This is a genomic window from Prevotella phocaeensis (assembly GCF_900065875.1).
Lineage (GTDB): Bacteria > Bacteroidota > Bacteroidia > Bacteroidales > Bacteroidaceae > Prevotella > Prevotella phocaeensis.
The window spans coordinates 178,286-201,469 of the sequence record NZ_LT160622.1 but is presented as its reverse complement, the minus strand read 5'-3'; the positions used below and the strand labels follow the sequence as shown (position 1 = coordinate 201,469).

General features: G+C 46.0%; 22 protein-coding genes and 1 tRNA gene. 9 read left to right on the top strand and 14 right to left on the bottom strand.

Annotated elements, in window-relative coordinates:
- Positions 1-74: transfer RNA gene (locus tag BN3912_RS04150), tRNA-Asn, on the bottom strand.
- Positions 75-235: 161 nt separating this feature from the next.
- Here BN3912_RS04150 and BN3912_RS04145 point away from each other — a divergent pair.
- Positions 236-1,912, top strand: coding sequence for a S41 family peptidase (locus BN3912_RS04145; RefSeq protein ID WP_023984232.1), 1,677 nt, complete (start codon positions 236-238; stop codon positions 1,910-1,912).
- Between the two features lie 45 nt (positions 1,913-1,957).
- On the opposite strand, the gene BN3912_RS04140 is transcribed toward BN3912_RS04145, so the two are convergent.
- The 3 genes from BN3912_RS04140 to BN3912_RS04130 form a co-directional block, all read right to left on the bottom strand.
- Positions 1,958-3,124, bottom strand: coding sequence for a dicarboxylate/amino acid:cation symporter (locus tag BN3912_RS04140; RefSeq protein WP_023984231.1), 1,167 nt, complete (start codon positions 3,122-3,124; stop codon positions 1,958-1,960).
- A gap of 143 nt (positions 3,125-3,267) precedes the next feature.
- Positions 3,268-4,467, bottom strand: a complete 1,200-nt coding sequence (locus BN3912_RS04135) for an FprA family A-type flavoprotein (protein ID WP_023984230.1) — start codon at positions 4,465-4,467, stop codon at positions 3,268-3,270.
- 7 nt (positions 4,468-4,474) lie between these two features.
- Positions 4,475-5,416, bottom strand: coding sequence for a carbohydrate kinase family protein (locus BN3912_RS04130; RefSeq protein ID WP_004369234.1), 942 nt, complete (start codon positions 5,414-5,416; stop codon positions 4,475-4,477).
- A 343-nt stretch (positions 5,417-5,759) separates the two neighbouring features.
- Between BN3912_RS04130 and BN3912_RS04125 the strand changes: the two genes are divergently transcribed.
- Positions 5,760-7,013, top strand: a complete 1,254-nt coding sequence (locus BN3912_RS04125; protein ID WP_023984229.1) for a M16 family metallopeptidase — start codon at positions 5,760-5,762, stop codon at positions 7,011-7,013.
- A gap of 79 nt (positions 7,014-7,092) precedes the next feature.
- Here BN3912_RS04125 and BN3912_RS04120 read toward each other — a convergent pair whose 3' ends face one another.
- From BN3912_RS04120 to nrfH, 5 genes are all read right to left on the bottom strand, one after another.
- On the bottom strand, positions 7,093-7,644 hold the full coding sequence (locus BN3912_RS04120; protein WP_023984228.1) for a DUF3332 domain-containing protein: 552 nt from the start codon (positions 7,642-7,644) through the stop codon (positions 7,093-7,095).
- 99 nt (positions 7,645-7,743) lie between these two features.
- Complete coding sequence (gene ccsA, locus BN3912_RS04115) at positions 7,744-8,538, bottom strand: cytochrome c biogenesis protein CcsA (RefSeq protein WP_023984227.1); 795 nt, start codon at positions 8,536-8,538, stop codon at positions 7,744-7,746.
- Entirely contained in the window at positions 8,535-9,830 is a 1,296-nt protein-coding gene (locus tag BN3912_RS04110) for a cytochrome c biogenesis ResB family protein (RefSeq protein WP_023984226.1), read from the bottom strand. The genes ccsA and BN3912_RS04110 overlap by 4 nt, the downstream gene beginning before the upstream one ends.
- Positions 9,831-9,918: 88 nt before the next feature.
- Positions 9,919-11,415, bottom strand: a complete 1,497-nt coding sequence (nrfA, locus tag BN3912_RS04105; protein WP_023984225.1) for an ammonia-forming cytochrome c nitrite reductase — start codon at positions 11,413-11,415, stop codon at positions 9,919-9,921.
- 44 nt (positions 11,416-11,459) lie between these two features.
- Complete coding sequence (gene nrfH / locus BN3912_RS04100) at positions 11,460-12,074, bottom strand: cytochrome c nitrite reductase small subunit (protein ID WP_023984224.1); 615 nt, start codon at positions 12,072-12,074, stop codon at positions 11,460-11,462.
- 430 nt (positions 12,075-12,504) lie between these two features.
- Between nrfH and BN3912_RS04095 the strand changes: the two genes are divergently transcribed.
- Positions 12,505-13,065: an NAD(P)H-dependent oxidoreductase gene (locus tag BN3912_RS04095; protein WP_023984222.1), complete on the top strand. Its 561-nt coding sequence runs from the start codon at positions 12,505-12,507 to the stop codon at positions 13,063-13,065.
- 13 nt (positions 13,066-13,078) lie between these two features.
- Positions 13,079-13,636 carry a flavodoxin gene (locus BN3912_RS04090; protein WP_023984221.1) on the top strand — a complete coding sequence of 186 codons (558 nt, stop codon included), beginning with the start codon at positions 13,079-13,081 and terminating at the stop codon, positions 13,634-13,636.
- Positions 13,637-13,737: 101 nt separating this feature from the next.
- Here the strand turns inward: BN3912_RS04090 and BN3912_RS04085 are convergent, their stop codons facing one another.
- The 4 genes from BN3912_RS04085 to dapB form a co-directional block, all read right to left on the bottom strand.
- On the bottom strand, positions 13,738-14,376 hold the full coding sequence (locus tag BN3912_RS04085; RefSeq protein WP_023984220.1) for a WbqC family protein: 639 nt from the start codon (positions 14,374-14,376) through the stop codon (positions 13,738-13,740).
- Positions 14,373-14,768, bottom strand: a complete 396-nt coding sequence (lepB, locus tag BN3912_RS04080; RefSeq protein ID WP_262502689.1) for a signal peptidase I — start codon at positions 14,766-14,768, stop codon at positions 14,373-14,375. Before lepB (BN3912_RS04080) ends, BN3912_RS04085 begins: the two co-directional genes overlap by 4 nt.
- A gap of 152 nt (positions 14,769-14,920) precedes the next feature.
- A complete protein-coding gene (gene lepB / locus BN3912_RS04075) occupies positions 14,921-16,369 on the bottom strand; it encodes a signal peptidase I (RefSeq protein WP_023984219.1) in 1,449 nt (482 codons plus the stop codon).
- A gap of 8 nt (positions 16,370-16,377) precedes the next feature.
- Entirely contained in the window at positions 16,378-17,133 is a 756-nt protein-coding gene (gene dapB, locus BN3912_RS04070; RefSeq protein WP_023984218.1) for a 4-hydroxy-tetrahydrodipicolinate reductase, read from the bottom strand.
- 107 nt (positions 17,134-17,240) lie between these two features.
- Between dapB and BN3912_RS04065 the strand changes: the two genes are divergently transcribed.
- Genes BN3912_RS04065 through dprA form a run of 3 tightly spaced genes read left to right on the top strand, consistent with a single transcriptional unit; the run spans position 17,241 to position 20,065 of the window.
- The gene (locus BN3912_RS04065; RefSeq protein ID WP_023984217.1) at positions 17,241-18,536 is read left to right on the top strand and encodes a DUF2851 family protein; all 1,296 of its coding nucleotides are present in this window, start codon (positions 17,241-17,243) and stop codon (positions 18,534-18,536) included.
- Entirely contained in the window at positions 18,533-18,937 is a 405-nt protein-coding gene (locus BN3912_RS04060; RefSeq protein WP_016665450.1) for an acyl-CoA thioesterase, read from the top strand. Before BN3912_RS04065 ends, BN3912_RS04060 begins: the two co-directional genes overlap by 4 nt.
- The gene (gene dprA / locus BN3912_RS04055) at positions 18,938-20,065 is read left to right on the top strand and encodes a DNA-processing protein DprA (RefSeq protein WP_023984216.1); all 1,128 of its coding nucleotides are present in this window, start codon (positions 18,938-18,940) and stop codon (positions 20,063-20,065) included.
- Positions 20,066-20,069: 4 nt separating this feature from the next.
- Here the strand turns inward: dprA and BN3912_RS04050 are convergent, their stop codons facing one another.
- Positions 20,070-20,648 carry a hypothetical protein gene (locus tag BN3912_RS04050; protein ID WP_036859387.1) on the bottom strand — a complete coding sequence of 193 codons (579 nt, stop codon included), beginning with the start codon at positions 20,646-20,648 and terminating at the stop codon, positions 20,070-20,072.
- A 109-nt stretch (positions 20,649-20,757) separates the two neighbouring features.
- Here BN3912_RS04050 and dusB point away from each other — a divergent pair, with 109 nt between their 5' ends.
- Both dusB and BN3912_RS04040 read left to right on the top strand, forming a co-directional pair.
- Positions 20,758-21,738 carry a tRNA dihydrouridine synthase DusB gene (dusB, locus tag BN3912_RS04045; RefSeq protein WP_023984214.1) on the top strand — a complete coding sequence of 327 codons (981 nt, stop codon included), beginning with the start codon at positions 20,758-20,760 and terminating at the stop codon, positions 21,736-21,738.
- 23 nt (positions 21,739-21,761) lie between these two features.
- The gene (locus BN3912_RS04040) at positions 21,762-22,952 is read left to right on the top strand and encodes an esterase (protein WP_023984213.1); all 1,191 of its coding nucleotides are present in this window, start codon (positions 21,762-21,764) and stop codon (positions 22,950-22,952) included.
- Positions 22,953-23,184: the final 232 nt, after the last annotated feature.

Sequence of the window (23,184 nt, the reverse complement as noted above, 5' to 3'; positions counted from 1 at the left end):
CGCTTCAAGATGGGCTTGAACCAACGACCCCCTGATTAACAGTCAGGTGCTCTAACCAACTGAGCTATTGAAGCATTGTCCTTTTATTGCGCATGCAAAGGTACATCGTTTTTTTTATATCACCAAACTTTTTGATATTTTTTTCATTTCATCCGCTAAAATACAATAATTTTTAGGAGGTTATTAAAGAAATACGACATGAATATATTACTTTTGCAACAATAATATATAGAATATGAAACAACTTGCATTATATCTTTTATTGATAATTTCTTTGCCTTCAATGGCACAAACGGAGAGAGAACATAATTTCGATGTGGCCAAGAATATGAATGTATTCAATACCATCTACAAGAACCTTGATCTCATGTATGTAGACACTCTCAATGCCAATGAGGTTATCGGCAACGGTATCAATGCTATGCTGAGAAGCTTAGATCCTTACACCGAATATTATCCTGAAGATAAAGTTAAGACCTTAAAATCGATGATAACAGGACGATATGCAGGTATCGGCTCCATCATTAGATATAATCATCACAACAAACAAGTTATCATCGAAGAACCATATGCCAATATGCCCGCTGCTGAAGCCGGCCTGAAAAAAGGTGATATAATATTGGCAATCGACGATTCTTCCATGGTAAATAAGTCTACAAGCTATGTAAGCCAACACCTTATGGGCGATGCAGGGAGTACATTTTTATTAAAGATAAAGCGTCCGTCGACCGGTAAGGTGATGAAAATTAAAATTACTCGCAAGGCAATACAACTTCCTGCCGTTCCTTATTACGGCATGCAAGTGGGGAATATCGGCTATATTAACCTGAGTTCCTTTACTGAAGACTGTTCAAAGAATGTAAGACGTGCTTTCATCGACTTAAAAAAACAAGGGGCAAAAGGACTCATACTCGACTTACGAGGTAATGGCGGCGGTTCTGTATCAGAGGCCGCGAACGTCATCAACATGTTTGTACCGAAAGGACTTTCATTGGTTAAAACCGTTGGAAAGCTGAAACGCGCCAATAGCGAATACAAAACGACGGTAGAACCCATAGATACAATAATGCCGATGGTTGTATTGGTCGACGGCGGAACGGCAAGTTCGAGTGAGATAACGAGCGGTAGTCTGCAAGACCTCGACCGTGCCATTATACTCGGCACACGTACCTATGGCAAAGGGCTCGTACAGTTAACCATGGACTTACCCTATAACGGAAGTATGAAACTTACCACCGGAAAATATTATATACCGAGTGGAAGGTGTATTCAGGCCATCAATTACAAACATGCACGCGGAGGCTATACGGAGCATGTGCCCGACTCTCTGACGAAAGAATTCCATACTGCCAACGGTAGAATTGTACGCGACGGAGGAGGTATCATGCCTGATGTGGAAGTAAAACCCGACACTATGTCGAACATAGCCGTGTATCTCTCGAACAGCGACGGCTATGGCGTAGCGGTAGATTCTACGGAATCGATGCTCGAATATGAGATAAACTACATTGCCAAGCATCCAACATTACAAGATCCTGCCGGTTTCCAGATCAGCGACGAAGACTTCGAAGACTTCAAAAAGTGTGTTATAAAGAACGGATTTACTTATGATAGGGAAAGCGAGAAGTATTTAAAAAACCTCGTGAAGTTAGCTAAATTCGAGGGATATTATGAAGATACCAAGGCCGACTTCGACAATCTCGAGAAGAAGTTGAGCCATAATCTTTCAAGAGACCTCGATCATAATAAAAAAGAACTGAAAGAAATCATCTCGAAGGATATCGTTACAGCCTATCATTTTCAATCGGGTGCCATTCAAAACACCTTACTCCGCGACAAACAAATGAAAGAGGCACTTCGACTGCTCAATAATCCTGCCGAATACCGGAAGATACTGCAACCCAAGAAGTAAGCGCCTCCGTGCTTACTCTACCTGCTGTCCATGCCTGACAAACCATCATGCTATCGTCTTTTTGAAATATCTGTCTACCACCAAGGCTATGGCTCCGTCGCCGGTAACATTGCAGGCCGTGCCGAACGAATCCATGGCAATATAGAGCGCGATCATAAGAGCTTGGTCGGTAGCCCCGAAACCTAACACGCTTGCAAGCGGCGCAAGAGCGGCCATAATGGCACCTCCGGGAACGCCCGGGGCGGCAATCATCATGATTGCAAGGAGCATTACGAAGTTTAGAAATACCCCGAAACCATGAGGCATGCCATGAAGAAGACAAATAGTAAGTGCACATGCCGTTATTTTCATGGCAGAACCCGACATATGGATGGTAGCGCAAAGGGGCACCACAAAACCGGCTATGCCCTCATGAACGCCGTTACGGAGCGAACACTTCAAGGTTACAGGGATCGTAGCCGCCGAAGACGCCGTGCCCAGAGCGGTAAGGTAGGCGGGCAACATGTTCCACAAAAGGCGGAAAGGATTTCTTTTCACCAGCGCTCCGGCTATACAGAACTGGTAAATTAGAATAAAGAAATGAAGTACGAATATCACAATAATGATCTGTACAAATACCAGCATGATGCGATAAGCCTGTCCTGTATAAGTCATACAGAGGAATATACCGAAGATATATAACGGGAGTAGCGGTATTATAGCTTTTATTATCGTTTTCGAAACAATCTCTTTAAACTCTTTGAAACTCTCTTTCAGCGTTCTGCAATTGCCGTATGCAATGCCTAAACCTACCATAAAAGCAAAGACAAGGGCAGCCATAACATCGAGTATCGGCGGTATGCTGACGGTAAAATAAGGTTCTATTGCCGCTGCCTTTCCCACATCTGTCACCCCCGAAGCTCCCGCAATCATGTCAGGGAACAGCCACGAACCCGTTCCATAAGCAAGCAAACCGGAGAATACCGTATCTACATAGGCAATAACTACCGTAATGACAAGCAATTTACCGGCACTCTTACCAATATCGGCAATAGCAGGAGTCACCAAGCCTACAATGATCAGCGGTATCATGAAGCCGAGGAACTGACCGAAAACGGTATTGAAAGTGGCAAATATCCGTACCCATTGCAACGATAAAACCTGTCCCGACAGCACACCGAGGAGTATGGCAACGAGTATTCTCGGTAATAATCCTATCCTTATTTTCTTCATGGTTCTATCACATTTTTGGGTTCTATCGATATCGGCATCTTGCCGTACCGGCTACAAATTAAAAATATTCTTGTTTTAAAGCATCGGCAGGGGGCACTTGTATACCGCTGCCGACACCTGTATCCACAGGCAACAAACCACGTTTAAACTCTGTCAGCTATAAGTCGTTGGGCCATGGCACGCCCCAATTCGCGGCATTGTTCGCGCGTATCTGCCGTAAGCGCCTGCTTCATCTCTACCGGATTGCCCACAACTTCGAACTTGATATGCTGCTCATTCCATTCGCCTATCTTCTGTACAGCCTTGCTTGCCCACGCATAACTGCCGAACCATCCTATGTAGTGGTTCTTTATATCGCGGTTGGCAATCTCGGTCAGCAGCACTTCCATCTCGTGGTAAAGGCCGTTATTGTACGTAGGAGCCCCGACAACAAGTCCTCTGAAGCGGAATATATCGCGAATTATATACGAATGATGCGTCTTAGAAACGTTATACATCACAATGTTTTTAATGCCGGCCGTACTTGCCGCCTGTGCTATAACCTCTGCCATGCGCTCGGTATTGCCGTACATGGTACCATAACAGATAACAAGCCCTTCCTCTGTTTCGTACTTCGACATGCGGTCGTACATCTCTACAACCTTGTCGACATACTTATGCCACACCGGTCCGTGGGTAGAACAAATATAATCGAGCTTTACTCCGTCGAGCTTCTTCAGCGCGTTCTGCACGGGCACACCATACTTTCCCACGATGTTGCTGTAGTAACGAGTCATCTCAAGCCATGCCCACGACGTATCTATGTCGGCATCGATGAGCCCTCCGTTCAATGCTCCGAAGCAACCGAACGCATCACCTGTGAATATCAGATCGTCTTCTACATCGAGCGTCATCATTGTTTCGGGCCAGTGAACCATCGGTGTAAGATAAAACCTTAGCGTACGATGAGGGCCTAACTGCAACTCTTCGCCGTTCTTCACCTCTATTTCGTTCTCCTTAATCCCATAAAATCCGTCGAGCATATCGAACGTCTTTTTGTTTCCGATGATCTTTATATCCGGATAAAACTGCTTCAATAACGTAAGCGAACCACTGTGGTCGGGCTCCATGTGATTAATGACAAGATAATCGATCTTACGCTCTTTACCCAACACCTCATGCAAATTTTCGACAAACTGCATAAAGAAATCTACCTCGACAGTATCGATCAGACACACTTTCTCGTCTACAATGAGGTATGAATTATAAGAAACACCGTTGGGTAAAGGCCACAATCCTTCAAATAGAGCTTTGTTACGATCGTTTACACCCACATAGTAAACTTGGTTGGTTATTTCTATCATATCTTCTTTATTTATTGAATTCCTTCTTCATTTGTTCTCCAAAAGCCTTCGATACATAGTTACCGAGATGCCTGCAACAGTCGGCCGAGAATTCTAAAGCACACTTCATTACGGCATCCCATTGCATTGCAATAAGTCCGTGCTCTATGTCTGCCCTCCTTATGTCATGCTTCATGAGTCCGTAAATAAAGCCGGCATTAAAATTATCGCCGGCACCAATGGTACTTACCGCATCGGTCTTTACCACCGGATATTCGCATCTGGCATTGTTTTCGGCACGAAGTATCACCGGATGAGCGCCGTTCGTATAAACGAATTTCTTACAGTAAAAAGAAATCTCCGATGCATATACCTTGTCCGGATCGTCCATCTTATAGAGAACTTCGAAGTCTTCACGGCTGCCACGTACAAAGTCTGCATACTCTAAGTTCTCCAACAAATTGGGCGTAATGCGCATAACGTCGTTGCTATGTGCCGCACGGAAGTTCACGTCATAATAGATAATCGCCCCGTGGTTGCGCGCATAATCGAGGAAACCTACCATTTGCGGGCGTATTACAGGGTTCACTGCGTAGTATGAACCGAACACTACAATATCGTCGGGTTGTACATCCGGATACTTAAAATCGAGCTGATCGTGCGGATGGTCCTTATAAAAAAGGTACTCGGCATCATTGTTTTCATCTAAAAAAGCCAATGATATCGCAGACTTGCTGTCGGGGAAAACATTGATATTCTCTGCATCTACTCCGTTTCCACGTAAGAAACGAACGATTTCTTTGCCCACTCTATCGTTGCCGGCTTCAGATATAAACGTAGCATTGATACCGGATCGCCCCAACGAAGTTACGGCATTGAATGTAGAACCGCCCGGAACAGCCGCCGTAGGTTGCCCGTCTTTAAAGATAATATCGAGAACCGTCTCTCCTATTCCTATAACCTTGCGCATGTATTTATATCAAAAATCTTTCTGCAAAGATAGATATTAAAAACGAAAAAGGTATCAGAATGCAGAAGAAATATTACAGACGAACCGCCCCGTTTACCCAAACGTCGATAGCAGTCGTCGCACATGCGGCAAGAACATTGCCGTTCTAAAAACGACAGACATGCCATCTACCTCCGACAAACATATAGTTTGCATCCGATAAGTATATCGCTTATTGCAAACGCTTGGGAAAGGAGCAAACCGCACACTTCGCATCTCGTCCGAACAGAAAGTGCGGTATAAGCAAATAACAATGTCCTTTTCAACCCGAAAAATACTTATTTTTCGTATCTTTGCAGTCGTTATGAATTACAATACCCATACGCTTTCCTGCGGATTGCGCATTATTCATTTGCCCTCGGCATCGCCTGTAGTGTACTGCGGTTACCGGATCAATGCCGGTACACGGCACGAACAGAAGGAACAGGAGGGCTTGGCGCACTTCTGCGAACACATGTCTTTCAAGGGTACAAGCCACCGACGGGCGTGGCACATACTGAACTCTCTCGAGAGTGTTGGCGGCGATATCAATGCTTTTACCAATAAAGAAGACACCGTTTACTACGCTGCAATACTGAAAGAACACATTCCACGCGCCATAGACCTGCTTACCGATATCGTTTTCAACAGCACCTATCCGCAAAACGAGATAGATAAAGAGGTGGAAGTGATATGCGATGAGATTGAAAGTTATAACGACAGTCCGGCCGAACTGATATACGACGAGATAGAAAATGCCATATTCAAAGGGCATCCTTTAGGGCACAATATTCTTGGAGAGGCCAATCGAGTAAGGTTATATACCACAGCCGATGCCCGCAGATTTACCGAAAGGTATTACCGTCCGGACAATATGGTGTTCTTTGCCTATGGCGATATCGACTTTGAAAGACTGCTAAGATTGCTATCACGGGCACTTGATGATACGGCATTTGCAGCATCTGTTACAGCCGCAAGCAATAATTCTGCAGGGCAGAACGCCGCACCATCGGGCTTAGATGCCTATGCTCCGCGCAAAATCGTGCGCCACATGCAGACACATCAGGCACATGTAATGCTCGGTAACCGCGCCTACGACATTCATCATCCCTTGCGCATACCGCTCTATCTGCTTAATAATATCCTCGGCGGACCGGGTATGAACGCCCGATTGAACCTTGCTCTGCGCGAGCATCATGGCTTGGTTTACACCGTAGAAAGCAGCATGGTGAATTATAGCGACACAGGTATATGGAGCATATACTTCGGATGCGACGAACACGATATTAACAGATGTCTGCGCATTGTACGAAAAGAACTCGATAAAGTTATAGGAAAAACGCTGACCGCACACCAGCTGTCGGCGGCAAAAAAGCAACTAAAAGGACAGATAGGCGTGGCATGCGACAATCGTGAAAACTTTGCATTAGACTTTAGCAAAGCCTATCTGCATTACGGATGGGAACGAGATGTAACGTCGTTATATACGCATATCGACAACGTAACGGCCGAACAACTGCAACAGGTTGCGCAGGAACTTATGACAGAAGACCAACTTACTACACTTATTTTTAAATAGCACTACCGCTATAAACGCATTCAGGCAGACACGTATGGCGCATGTCTGCCTGAATTATATGCCGATTAACAACCGTAAACTATCGCATTGCCCAATATGTACCGCCGTTCACAGCCATTCTGGTCTGATATACGCCGGCCTCATCCAATGTTACATCGATCTTTTTCCCATCGGGAAGACTGGCCTGAATAGTACCATCGGAATTGAAACGGAATATCTCTGTCTTCTTCCCATCTTTCTCCTGTAACCACGAATCGGTGGCTTTGTCGTAAGTGAAGAGCAGTTTTTCGCCATCCGGTTTTGTTATTTCGTAGCCTTTCTTCAAAGTCTTTACGGCATAATATTTACCGTCGGGGCCCAGTACCTGCTGCGTTTTGCCCACACGACTCGCCAACGGATTGGAACCACTCCAGAACTCAACCGCATTAAGTATTAGCACATCGGCCGTTCCACATATAGCATAAGCCGGCGAAATAACCAAGAAAATAATCTCATTCAGAAACTTACTGTTGGTTGCACGCTTGTTCCATGAAGCTAACTTATTGAACAAAGCGAAGCTACCCACGCACGATGATGTTAACAAAGCACCTGCCAACAGCAATGAAGCAACCTTTAAATGTCTCATCTTCATAATCAATATCTATTTTAAAATTATTAATCGGCGTAAAGATACAATAAAAACTCTATACCTATATAATATGAAAACTTATTTAACGTTCCTTATTTCTGTTCAACTAAGATTATAGGTATGTACGCTGGCTCCCTGTGCCGACGGCAGATAATTGATGCCCCACCAGCACATTTGCAGCAGCACGAAGAAAACAACCAGCATCCATAGCGCCGTTCGAGCCTTGGTATGTGGGGTATCGAGTCGGTAATGTATGTACGCCAAATATGCCAGCCATGTGGCTGCAGCCCACGTTTCTTTCGGGTCCCATGCCCAATAATGTCCCCATGCCTCGTTGGCCCAAAGGGCACCGAAAAGCATGCCGATAGTAAGAAATGCCCAACCTACGTACACCAAGTTATCGCAGATATCCATTTCCTGCTTGCTTGCAAGTGTCTTTCTCCTGATAAAGAGCAGGTATGCAGCCATCACAAAAGCCGCTCCGAACAGGGCATAAGCAAATATATAAACAATAACATGAGGCGCAAACCACGGGCTTTGTAATGCCGGCATTAGCGTTTTACTGTGTATTTCCGGCCTGAAAATGTTCACACAGACGAACACTGTAGCCAACACGGTAGAGAAAGATAATATCCACGGATAACGCCAACGCCAATACACAACGATGCCTGTAAGGGGCAAAAAGAAAGAATACCACAGTCGTGTTTCGCCCATTGTGCGCAATGGAGGGCGCTCCAAAGCCACCCACATCAATACTATATAGCTGAAAAACACAACAAGTCCCATGATTGTAGCGCCGAATACCAGCATTGGCTTGCCTTTCCATGCCGCCAAGGCGCCCGTTATCCACAGCATTACTGCCACAATAGCAAAGACAACAAAGTAATTCCAGCTCATTTCTCTGCCTCCTTTCTTCTGCTACTTGCTATAAGAAATATTCCTACAGCACCGATCAACAACAAATATATACCTATGTAAACAACGGGCAACCATGGGTTTGAAACCAACTCGAATACGCTGTATGTACTCCATTTGCCCATTTCTTCGTTGTAACCGAGCTGATATATCTTCCATCCGTTAATCGAGTATGGCTTGTTTACCTCTACTTCGGCCTGCTCGTTTTTACCGTCCTCGGTGTATATATCGATAATCGAAGCATAACGCCGTGGTTCGGGATTGCTCATGACAAGCGTGTGTTTATCATCAAGCCGCAGTGTCTGAAAAGGAAACAGATAGCTCCCGCACGTTACCCATCCCTCCTTTTCCACAGTTCCCCGTACAGCTTTCACATAAAGAGCATAGGCCGAACCGCGTGCATCCGTAGCAACAAACCCTCCCGTATTGCGTGCCATGCCGAGCGAATCCATGCGTACGTTCGCCATCATTCCCCTCGGTATCTTGCTTATCATCTTAACCATCGAGGCCGGAATGGCGTTCTGTATGCGTTTAACAATATGTATATCCCAGCCGTTTAGCCGTCCGTCGGCGATATTCTCATAGGCAACAATACTTTCAGGCCTCTTCGACGGCTGCGGGATACCCTGCCTGTCGATCATCATCAGCTTGGGCGGATACTCTTCAATGGTAAACTTTTCCAACTGAATTGCGATTGGTAGCTCATGAACATTATTCCAAGCATCGATACCACGCCACTCCGGCTTTCCTAACTCGCAGTACATTTTCAGCCGTTGCATATCTGCACTGCCCAAAGTTCCGCAGGTCAGGACGATAAAAAGGCCGATATGGCAGACAAAGGACGGCAGTTTTCGCCACTTAAAAGTGGCAAGTTGGTGCAATGCAGCCTCGCCGACAATAACGGTAAGCCATATATATACGAGGATAAAAGGCCAGAAATTCAGCATTTTGGTCAACCCGATAGGATCGGAAGACGGGCTTCCTTCGGCCGCTTGACGTGTCAGTCCCATGACGATTGTCAGCAATACAGCTAAGACAATGGCCGGCACTGCTGCCTGTACAGTAGTAATGAAACGACAGAAATAATATCGTTTTCGCAGCAAGCAGATTACAAAAAGCAAAGCCATGAACACGGCCAGAACGACTAAGTTGGCCGGCCAAACGAAAATACCCCATTCAAGCGGACCGATTGTCAGCTGCAACAATTCGCCCGTAACCGACAGACCGACAGCGATAGCTATTCCTTCTTTCAACGTATAAGGTTTATTCCACATAAATCATAACATATAAAAGGGGAGCATTGGGTATCAATGCTCCCGTTCTACAACGGCATTTTAACAATCTTGTTCCATAGCGCTCCGGCTACATTGGCTTCGAAACAAAACGCTTATTCTTGCGGGCCGTTTCGATCCACTTGGGCACCACGCTGTCGAGGAAGTCCTTCTTTTGAGACCTAAGCTGCCTCATATTCAAGCCTACATATTCCGCTGTCTTCTCACGAGTGGACAAATCAGGAAGAGGAATCGTACCGGTATAGCCGTGTCTTGCTACAATACGTGCCACTTGCAGACGGGCATCTTTGGCATACTCCATGGCGTCTGCCAACAATCTCATCACTTCCTGCGGGGCATGGAAAGCCGCTCCGTGTCCGGCAAGTGCATAATCCCACCGCCATTGACTCTTGCGGATATCCTCCAATGTCTTCTTCATTTCGGGCTCGGTTGCACCATGTTCCCATGCAAACTTTGCCTCTATATGGGCATAGGCCAACTCTTTATCGACCTTACCAGCAAAATCGTACACCTTCTTTTCACGGTCATAAACGTTCTTACGAAGCGTCTCTGCATCCTGTCGATGGCAGGTCTGACAGGTACGATCGATATGTGCCAAGGGGCTCATGATATGGTGATCCGTATATTTAACGCCTCCCTCGGCTATATAAGGCATGTGGCAATCTGCACAAGACACATTGCGCTGCCCGTGAATACCCTGCATGAATACCTCATACCCGGGATGTTGAGCCTTCAAAATCTTAGCTTTCGACAGCGGATGAATATAGTCATAAAAGCCGATACTGTCATAATAAGCCTCGGCATCCTCACAGGTGAGCCCCTTTTCCTGCGGGAAATGAAGATATTGCCCGTTATCTTTTTCGAAATAATATTCCGTATGACACTGTGCACAAACCAAGCTCCGCATCTCTTGATGGGTGGCTTTTCTGACATCTTTCCCTACACGTGCCCACGCTTCATATAGCGCCGGACGTGCCGGACGCAGGTCCATAGTGCGGGCATCATGGCAGTCTGAACACCCTACAGTATTCATTACTTGGTCTCCCCACTCGCTCCATTTAGCCGCATAGAACCGGTTTATGCCCTTTTCACGCATCAGACGCGGCACGTCGGGGCCCTTACAAGTCCAGCAAGTGCCGGGCTGTATGTCTGCTTGACCGTCTACTCCCGGGCTTCCGGTACGCAGTATTTTTCTCAAATCCTCTATACAATGGCGATGTCCACGCGGCGTATTGTACTCACGCGAGAATGCATAACCGTCCCAAATCACTACAATTTCGGGGTGTTCTTCTAACACATCCTTCTCCTGAGAGCCGTTGTATTTGCTTTCGAAGGTTGTGTCTTCCGTCATCGACCACGTCTCATATTCCCGCGGAAAATCATCTGCAAATTTCTCGTTCTGTGCAACTATCGAGTCTTTAAACATATTCTTACGGTTATTGAAGATACTTACAACCTCGGCTCTTCGCTCCATAAGAGACGAAACAAGCAGACCTAAAAGGAATACAACAACCATCGATCCTCCGAACAACAACCATCCTTGCCAACGTTTCAATTGCTTTACCATAATATATCAGGTATTTTTAGGTTTATGTTTATTGTATAAATACTTTATCTTATTTTGCTTGAAGGCACCATTCTTTGCAACCATTCGGGAACAGGCGATGAAGGTAGCGGAACTTGAGTTTCGGCATAGGGCGTGCCCGACAACGAGTTAACACCGCCATGGGGTACTTCTCGGTGGCAATCCCAGCATGCCTTGCCCTCTCCTCGCTTAGCCATCATGTAATTGATACGGCCGGTTTTCACAAATTCCTGATTGAGTTGTGTGTGACAGCGTATACAGTTATCCATGATAACCTGCGCAGATGCGTCCTCAGCATTGATGGCTTGATGCTCACTATGGGTAATGAAATAAGCTACATGCTTCATTCCGTCCTTCCCTTTAAATAGGTATTTCATGAATAGGTTTTGGTGCGGAACGTGACAGTCGTTACATGTAGCATCGCGACCATGCGAGGAATGCGACCACGTAGCATAGTAAGGACTCATGATATGACAGTTTACGCATGCTGCAGGATCATCGCCTATGATATACGTATGCATGCGCAACATGTACATGAAAAGCAGCCCAAGCCCCACCACAGTGCCTCCTATCACTAACAACACCACTTTCTGGCGATAGGAAAACAGGTCTTTCCATGCTATAAGTTTACGCAAATTCATAGACTTGTTTAGTTAGAAATAATATCAGATATTGTAAATGTAAAGATTTATTTTAATATATATTGTAAACAAACAAGAAAAACATCATTATTAATGAGGATAAACAGTGTTAATATATATTTATCGCAGAGATCACACCTTATCGCCGGAAAAACGAAAAAACCTGCATACTGCAACGACAAGCAGCAAAAACATCGGAAACAGGAATACCGAATATCGGGTACAGACACTACGTTTATCAACGATAGACATGCCTTGTACCGACGATAGAGGCACTGTTTGTTGCCCGCAACGACATGGTATGTTACGGCCAACATTATACGGAAAAAGTAAAAAAGGATATTTTTTCCGTAAATTATATACAGCTGTTCTGTCGTAATCTCTCTATCTTTGCAACATCAGATAATAACACTAAAAAAGATAAGAACAAATGAAGAATGTATTAATCGTATCCGGTCACACCGATCTAAAGAACGATTCGGTGGCCAACAAGACCATTATTAACGAACTGAAAAGACTTCTACCCGAAGCAGAGTATGATATTTTGAGCGATCTTTACCCCGACTATCGGTTCGATGTAAAGGCCGAACAGGAGAAACTCGTTAAGGCCGACATCATTGTATGGCAATTCCCGGTGTTTTGGTACAGCATGCCATCGCTGCTGCGCAAATGGATCGAAGACGTTGTCGTGCACGGATTTGCTTACGGCTCCACAGGTACGGCACTGAAAGGCAAGCGGCTCATCGCCTCTTTCACTACCGGAGCTCCCGCCGAAATGTACACTAAAGAAGGGTTTGTAGGCTACACTATCGAAGATATTATCGGCTCGCAGCTGCGCCCCACCGCCAATCTGTGCGGTATGCAGCTTGCCGATTTCGTATATACGGGCGGCGTTTCGTACGCTTCGCGCAACGAAACGGGTGCCATAGCCGATATGGAAGCCCGCAGCAAAGAGCATGCACAGCGGCTTTTCGAGGCTATTAAATCATAAAAAGAAGCTATTTATGAAACGAACATTTTTAGCCATCGCCACCGCTATGCTCATCATGGTGACGGCTTGTGCGCAAGGCACATCACAAAAAAAGGAAGGAAAGAAAATGAAAACTCTCGTAGCTTATTTCTCTGCCACAGGCACTACGAAGCAGGTAGCAGAGCAACTCGCAGCCGCTGCCGGCGCCGATTTGTTCGAGATAACACCCCAAAAACCGTACACGAATGCCGATCTCGACTGGACAAACAATGCTTCTCGCAGTACTGTAGAGATGAAAGACCTTAGTTACAGGCCACCGATAGCCAAGACGGTCAGCAACATTACGGATTACGACGTGGTATACATCGGCTTCCCGATATGGTGGTACACAGCACCGACCATTATCAATACGTTCATCGAAAGTTGCAATCTGCAGGGCAAGAGTGTGGTTCCGTTTGCCACATCGGGTGGAAGCTCCATCAAGAAAGCGTGTGATGACTTGAAAAAGGCTTACCCCGCAATCAAGTGGAAAGCAGGTCGTTTGCTGAACAGTCCTACCCAAAAGGAACTTAAAGCATTTGTTGCAGAATAGACAAGAATGCAAAACGATAAAGATTTTTGCACCTGATAAAACAAAGTGCCGGACCGTCTGTTTGCAGATAATCCGGCATTTTTATGTGCTACTGCCTCTCCCTACAGATATAACACAGCCTCGGGACCTTCGTTGAACAACAGATCGAGAATACTCAGATTTGGCTGGAAACCGTGCTTCAGGGCATAAACTTGATAGTATTCCTGCGGTTCGAATTCAGCATCGGGCAACGGATGTTTCGGACGAATGGCATCTCTGAAATCCATGATGCCTGTGCCTGTTGCTTCCGAACCATTGTCTTCGGGTAAAAAAACATACTCGTCGGTCGTGCTTACACGGGGCTCTATATCTAATAACTCGCACATTTTCTGCATGATTTCCATATTGAAATCGAAAAGAAACGCCCAACGTTTTTCATAAAAAGGACGCAAATCGTCGGCATAGAAATCGAAAAAAGGGCTCTCTCCATAGGCAGACAGCAGTGCATTCCAATGCAGATGGCGCCAGTTTCCGTGGTCGCTGATGCGTACATCGCGCATAAGCATATCGCCTTCATCGTGCACTATAGGGACGGTAAGTGCCTGCCGTCCGCCGGTTGCAGCTATAATGCAACGGTTACGGTAAGTTTGCTTGATAAAACTGTCGCAGCGTTCTATCAGGCATGCTTCGTATCGGTTCAGCTTCTGATACCACTGAACTGGACCGAAATAAGTAGAAGAAAGGAGTGCTGTTGCCGTCATCTGAAAGGAAAAATACGATAGGCTCGCCCTATTATCTTACTGTGGCGAACAAGAAGTTTGGTGTTCCCTGTGGTAATAAGATAGCATCTGCACTCTTTACAATCGCATATCTTGCAACATCGGGTGGGTATGACATATTTACTGCCACGGCAAACTATCGTATCTCCGGGTACCAAAACGATACGCCCCGCATAGTAAGCACTATCGCCGAAAACTACGTATTCGCCCCGTCGAAGGTCGGCACGCGACAGTCTGTTCACCAATACTCTGTCGCCGTTTCGCAATTCGGGCCGGATATCCGTACCGTTAACAGTAAATACAGTGAACATGTAAGCGCGGATAAATAGCATGATGGATATGCAAAGTGCTATCGACAATGCACATTGAAACACATTCCGCAAGACGCGCCAAAACTGTCTATCATCATCCCTGCTTCCGATTTTTGTCTATAGTCTTAACGATTGTTTTAATTATCTGCATAGTTTCCATGGGCAGGAAAGAACAGATTTCTGCCATACCTCTATGGCAGAACCCGCCCCTCCATTTACTTTATGTTGTCTACAAACTTGAAAAGTCGATGCCAACGTATACCGCCAAAACCGTTACGATCAGGATCTGACGACCACCAAATGAATATCGGTTTGCCCACAATATGGTCTTCAGGCACGAAACCCCAATAACGACTGTCGGCTGAATTGTGCCTGTTATCGCCCATCATCCAATAGTAATCGAGCTTAAAGGTGTAGCTTGTGGCCAATTTCCCATTAATGTATATCTGTCCGTTTTTCACACTAAGGTCATTCCCTTCGTACACTTTGATCGGTCTTTCGTAGATGGCGATATTGTTCATATCGAGTTTAACGGTTTTGCCTTTGGCAGGTATCCATATCGGCCCGTAGTTATCGCGCGTCCAACCGGTAACGGCGTTTAGCGGATAAAGGTCGCCTGTCTGCGCATCCGTATTCAAGCGTATGCTCTCTACCAAGTCTTTACGTTTCGAAAGTACAGCCACAGCATGCTTCGTAAGCGGCATGTAGTGGTTTTGGTTCAAACTTGCAAGGTCTTCCTCCGATATTCCTAACTCTTTCAGCAAGTTTCCGGGGATGTTCTGTTTCAACTTTATATAATAAGTATACTGTACGTTTTCGGGTTCCTTGAGAGGTTTCCCGTTTATATAGACGATACGGTTTTTAATCTGAAGCGTCTGCCCGGGCAGTCCTACACAGCGCTTTACATAGTTTTCTCTACGGTCTGTAGGACGCGTCATTATGCCGCCATAAGTCTGGAAGTTATCTAATATATACTTCCGCCCTGTGGCATATACGGCATCGAAATACTCTCTCTGTTGTACCTTATTCAATACACCAAGATCGATAGGCACAGGATTTTGCGCAGCTATAATTTGCTCTCCAAAAGAGTAAACCATCTGATAATAGTCCTGAGCCTGCCACTGTTCGTTGCAACAAAGCGTATCTCCGGCGGGAAAGTTGAATACTACAATATCGCCAAGCTGTACTTTTCCCAATCCTTTCACGCGTCGGTAATTCCAGTGGGGCCAATCTATATACGATTTACAATTGAAAACAGGAAGCGTATGTTGGGTAAGTGGCATCGTTAGAGGTGTCTGCGGAATGCGCGGGCCATAACTTACTTTGCTCACAAACAGGTAATCTCCCGTCAGTAAAGACTTTTCTAACGAACTTGAAGGGATGACATAATTTTGAAAGAAGAACTGATTGATGAAATAAACCGCCACCAATGCGAATACCAAAGCATCTACCCAACCCATGACAAAGCGCACCGGACGCTCGGCATCTCTCCACCATTGCCACTTTATTCGTTTGGTTATGTACACGTCGTAGATAAAAGGAACGACGATAAGTCCTAACCAACTCTTCAACCAATATAAGAAGATGAGATATAAAACCAATACTACAATGAACTTGGTCCATTGCACTTTCATGTTCAGCTTTGCTTTTTCTTTGTCGATCATGATGTATCTTAGAATTTAAAAAGATCGCTTGTGGTGAGTAATCCTGTATGTGTAGCCGTGTATTCTGCGGCAAGTACCGCGCCGAGAGCAAAGCCCTTGCGGTTGTGGGCATCGTGCGTAATGGTGATGGAATCCGCTTCACTGTCGTAAGATACCGTGTGTATGCCCGGCACTTCATCTCGCCGTATGGAAGCAATCGGCAATTTATCGGCAGTAGTTTCGTTGCTTCCAGTACGTGTACCGTCGGCATGCACCTGCAATCCCTTTACCCAATCGTTCTTACGGTCAAGGTTTTCGATGATTTCCTCGGCCAGACTGATGGCTGTTCCTGAAGGAGCATCGAGCTTATGCACATGGTGCGTTTCCTCCATCGTTACGTTATATTGCGGAAAGTTGTTCATGATTTTTGCCAAATAGCGATTGACTGCCGAAAATATAGCAACCCCTATCGAGAAATTGGATGCCCAGAAAAGCGTATTACCTTCCTCGTTGCACAGTCTTTTCACATCGTCTCCGTGATCTTTCATCCATCCCGTAGAACCGCTAACTACCTTTACATGGTGCTTAAAAGCTTTCAAGTAATTGCCGTAAGCAGCCATCGGCGAAGTAAATTCGATAGCTATATCGGCGGAAGAGAATGCCGGTTTATCGAAATCGTCTTGATTATTCACATCGATAATACTAACGATTTCATGGCCACGGCTTATGGCTGTCTGTTCTATCATCCTGCCCATTTTGCCGTAGCCTATTAAAGCAATTTTCATATCAATTCGAATTAAATCGTTGCAAAGATAAGTATTTTTCCGTTGTTCTTTCCATGTATTACGATTTTTTTAGTAGTTTTGCACGATTAAAACATCCTCAAATCTCTATGGAACAGCTACTCCATTACGTTTGGAAACACAAAATGTTCCCGCTATCCGGCCTTAAAACGACCGACGGACATACGGTGGAAGTCATCGATACGGGGCTTCACAACATGAATTCCGGGCCTGATTTCTTCAATGCAAAGCTGAAAATCGGCGATACAATGTGGGTTGGAAACGTGGAGATACACGAGGCATCGAGCGATTGGTATGTACATAAGCATGATAAAGACGCTGCTTACGACAACGTGATCCTGCATATTGCTGGTATAGTCGATACCGATGTGTGCACACAAAGCGGATTGGTAATTCCGCAAGTGCAACTGGATGTACCGGTCACAGTAAGCGAACATTACCGCGAACTGCTGCAAATAGACAGCTATCCCCCGTGCTATAAGGTCATTCCCGACCTTTCACAACTAACAATCCACTCATGGATGAGCGTCTTACAAACCGAACGTTTAGAACAAAAAACAAAGGCTATTAAGGCACGGACTTTACTTTGCGAAGGCTCATGGGAAGCGTCTTATTTCGTTACATTAGCTCGTAACTACGGTTTCGGTCTCAATGGAGACGCATTCGAAGCATGGGCAAGAAGCATTCCTTTGCACGCTGTAGACCATCATCGCGACAATCTTTTCCAGATAGAGGCCGTTTTCATGGGGCAGGCAGGGCTGTTAGAACCCGAAACAATCCCGCAGAAACATCGGGAAGAAGCACTGAACGAAGACTATTTTTTAAAACTCCGCAACGAATATCTTTACTTGGCACATAAGTTCGGGCTTACTCCCATGAATGCTAAACTGTGGCGGTTTCTGCGGTTGAGACCGCAGAATTTTCCGCATATCCGCATCTCTCAGCTCGCCAACCTGTACTTTTCCCGTCGTTCAGACCTTAGTACGTTGATCGAATGCGATACGGTTAAGCAGGCCGAGCGCATGCTCCACACCTCCGTAACCCCCTATTGGGAGACGCATTACACTTTCGGTTCCGTCAGCGAAAAGAACGAGAAACAACTCTCTTCGGCCTCTTTACATTTATTAATGATCAACACTGTCGCCCCGATGCTTTTTGCCTACGGACGATACAAGTCTGACGAAAGACTCTGCGACCGTGCGTTTACCTTTCTCGAATCGCTGAAAGCCGAAAACAACCATATCGTACGAATGTGGAAAGAGTGCGGTCTGACTGTGCAAAATGCCGGAGATACGCAAGCGCTCATACAGCTTAAAAAAGAATATTGCGATAAAAAAGACTGCCTGCGCTGCCGTATAGGATACGAATATCTTAGAAGAAAATGAAATATATATTTGAAACAACAATGGAAGTGCGCGACTATGAGTGCGACATCCAAGGCATTGTGAACAATGCCAACTACCTTCATTACATCGAACATACGCGACATTTGTTCTTATTGTCTACCGGTTTGAGCTTCTCCAAGATGCACGAACAGGGCATAGATGCCGTAGTCGCGCGTATGAACCTGCAGTACAAAACACCGTTGAAGTGCGATGATCTGTTCATATCCCGATTAGGTTTGCACAAAGAAGGGCTGCGCTACGTGTTCAACCAAGATATTTTCAGGGCTTCAGATGAGAAACTTTGTTTCAGAAGTACGGTAGAATTGGTCTGTCTCATCAACGGAATACTCGGCAATAGCGAAGACTATGACAACGCTTTCTCTAAATACTTGACCGAGTAGATGGATACCCAAGAGATCATCAACACTATTGCGCTCACCCGTATCAATTACTTCAATCTTGCGGGCCTGCTTGAGCTATACCGCCGACTCGGCTCGGCTACTGCTGCCATAGAGCACCGCAATAACATTCTGGATGTGGTTCCTGACGCCTCACCCAAGTTGGTTAAGGCTTTTAAAGAACTTTCGGAACCGCTGAAAAGGGCAGAAACAGAGCTGGAATGGGATATGAAAAACGGCGTCGTTCCGCTTTGTATGAATGACGAACGGTATCCACAACGCCTCAAGGAATGCGACGATGCACCGTTAATGCTATTCTATAAAGGTAATGCAAACCTCAACCAAGCCAAGATAATCGCCATCGTGGGTACACGGCGGTGCACTATGTACGGACAAGACCTTATCCGCAGGTTCACCGCTGAGTTGAAACAACACTGTCCCAATGTACTTATAGTAAGCGGACTTGCCTATGGCGTCGATATCAATGCGCACCGCTATGCCTTGCAGAACGCCTTCCAAACCGTGGGAGTGTTAGCTCATGGACTGGATGACCTGTATCCTCCGCGCCACAGACAGACTGCCGAAGAGATGCTCCTCCACGGCGGACTGCTCTCAGAATTTCTTACCAATACCAATGCAGATAAGGTAAACTTCGTTCGGCGCAACCGGATTGTGGCGGGAATAGCAGATGCTGTCATCCTCGTAGAGAGCGCCTCGCAGGGCGGAGGGCTTATTACAACGCGCATAGCCCGCGACTATAACCGCGATGTATTCGCATTTCCCGGCCCTGTGGGGGCACCCTATAGCGAAGGATGCAACAATCTGATCCGCGATAACGGTGCAGGTTTAATCTCCAATGCTTACGACTTTGTGAAAGCAATGGGCTGGGAAGACGATGCAAAACTACAGCAAACCCGAAAAAGCGGCATCGAACGAGAGCTTTTCCCCAATCTTACAGACGAGGAATTGCAGATAGTGAAAGTCCTTGCAAAGACCAACGATTTGCAAATAAACATGCTTAGCGTACAATCGAACCTACCGATCGCCCGTCTTACGGCTTTACTGTTTTCTATGGAAATGAAAGGAGTAGTCAAGACATTGGCGGGCGGCGTGTATCATCTTCTGGCATGACGCTTCAGAAAGTATACCCTATTGCTATCACCAATTGGTTATAATTCATGCTGTTTCCCGCATCTGTACGATGCTGAAACTTAAAACCTATCTCCGGAGAAAGCGTACCCTTTCCACAACGGATATCCAATCCGGCAAAGGGTTTTCCATAGAATCCCAGCTTCGTTTGCTTGCTATAGCTCTCACAGGGTATCAGAAAAGCATAACCCACATCTCCTCCTATATACGGTACTACACGAGTATGAGTGAGCCGGCATTTCAAAAAACCGAAAACAGGGATATACAAATTCTGTACAAATGAGGGTGAAAAATTGCTGTATGGCGGCGGAACGATATCTACTGACGAGCTATAATCCATCCCTATCTTGTCATAACTCTGGCTCGACCAAAACAGTCCGGTACCCACACCTGCCGAAACCATACCGTCTGTACGATATCCATAAACAACTTCCACACCTGCCGATTCACAGGTATAGTTTATAAATCCTCCTTCATAAGCCGCTTTCAACTGCACATAACTCTTGCGTTGTGCCTTCACGGGCAATACCGCCGACAGCATTATCCATAACAAAATTTTCTTCATTTCCAACGATACGTTTTCTCTATAAACGCCGTCGAAGCCTCATTCTTGCATGCGTTTTGTAAGAAAAACCGTATCTTTATTGAAAATCTTTTGTAATTTTGCCAACAATATGAAGATAGGAAATATAGAATTCGGTAAACATCCGCTCTTCCTTGCCCCTATGGAAGACGTCACCGATATAGGCTTCCGTCTGCTATGCAAGCGCTTCGGAGCTGCCATGGTTTATACGGAATTCATCAGTGCAGAGGCACTTGTGCGCTCCATTAAAGCTACCATGAGCAAGCTGACCATCAGCGATGAAGAGCGTCCTGTAGGCATACAAATCTACGGACGCGATGTTGTATCGATGGTAGAAGCGGCAAAGATCGTCGAAGAAGCGCATCCCGACGTGATCGACCTGAACTTCGGATGCCCCGTAAAGAAGGTTGCAAGCAAGGGAGCCGGTGCAGGTATGCTTCGTAACATACCGCTGCTTTTGGAGATTACACGCGAAGTAGTGAAAGCAGTTCATACCCCTGTCACCGTTAAAACTCGACTCGGCTGGGATGCAAATAACCTCATCATCGCCGACCTTGCCGAACAACTGCAAGATTGCGGCATACATGCGCTCACTATACATGGCAGAACGCGCTCGCAAATGTACACCGGAAAGGCCGACTGGACGCTTATAGGCGAAGTAAAGCGTAATCCTCGCATCCATATACCCATCATCGGAAATGGCGACATTGCTTCTCCATCCGAAGCAAAAGAGGCTTTCGATCGCTACGGAACGGACGCTGTCATGATCGGACGTGCTACCTTCGGGCGACCTTGGATATTCCGAGAGATCATAGATTTCTTGGAGAATAGCGATACACCTGCTGCTCTCACCCTTAATGATAAGATTGATATCCTCGAAGAACAGCTACGCATCAACGTCGAACGCATAGACGAATACCGCGGCATACTGCACACGCGCCGCCATCTTGCGGCAAGTCCCGTCTTCAAAGGTATTCCCGACTTCCGACAGACACGCATTGCCATGCTACGGGCCTCAACGTTCGACGAGCTCATGGCTATCCTCGAAGACTGTCGGGCACGCCTTTCGTAACCCCCACACCAAAACAACATCTCATGAAAAAGCTATTTATGTTCCTTGCAGGAGCAGCCTTTTCTTCGGTTGCTTTCGCACAACAGGCGCTTTGGGAGCACCCCAACATGCAGTCGCCCATCATCAACAGCGACGGTACGGTGACCTTCAATTACTTCGATCCCGATGCAAAAACCGTGGAAGTACGCGGCGATTTCGCCGAAATACATCAGGAGAACCTCGCCATGATCAAGAATGAAAAAGGCGTATGGAGCGTTACCACACCCTACAGACTGGCACCCGAACTCTATTCGTACGCCTTCATAACAGACGGAATACGCCGACTCGATCCGGCCAACGCCTATCTCAATCGCGATGTTTCTACCTATACGAACATCTTCATCGTATCTCATTCGAAAGACGACAAGGGCGACTTGTACAGACCGAATGCCGTTCCGCACGGCAATGTTGCCAAGGTTTGGTACGATAGTCCTACGCTGAAGATACAACGACGCATGACTGTTTACACGCCGGCAGACTATGACAAGGGTAAAAATTACCCCGTTTTATACCTATTGCACGGCATGGGAGGCGACGAAAACGCATGGAGCGAGCTCGGCAGAGCCGCACAGATTATGGATAATCTCATAGCTGCAGGCAAGGCAAAGCCTATGATCGTCGTTATGCCAAACGGCAACTCGAACTGCGAGGCTGCCCCCGGAGCATGGTCGGCAGGTATGTATACGCTTTCCGGAACGGCCGTTAAAACCGCTCCGAAAGCCACTTTGGAAGAAAGTTTTATGGATATAGTGAACTTTATAGACGCACATTACAAAACTATCCGCAAGCGCGAAGGGCGTGCCGTGTGCGGTCTGTCGATGGGAGGAGGCCACACTTTCGGCATTTCACGTATGTATCCGACCATGTTCGACTACTATGGACTGTTCTCAGCTGCCGTACGCGTAGGCAAAGAATATTCGAGAGAATCGTTCTATAAAGACGCTGTAGCAAGCACAAGGTTTGCAGGCGAGATGGATAAACTGTTCGCAAGCTCGCCCAAGCTCTACTGGATAGCCATCGGAAACGAGGACTTTCTCTATAAAAACAATACGGAACTGCGCCGATACCTCGACGAGAAAGGCTACAAATACGAGTATTTCGAGAACGACGGCGGGCACCTCTGGCGTAATTGGCGCATTTATCTGACCATGTTCGCCCAACGGCTTTTCAAATAAATTCATGGCACATTTCCGTTAAGGATGCAAGGGGTTTCCATACTGTTCAGAAAACCTTTGCATCCTTATTTTATTGCCTATGGGTTACGTACCGCGGTAACAATTCCCACATACAGGCATTCTATCGGCCATAGGCATGGCTTTTACGTACAATAGAAGTAGGGTAGAATAAAAATAAACATGCAATGTATCGCAACATTTCTACCCGTTTTTTCGTCTTACATTTACAGAA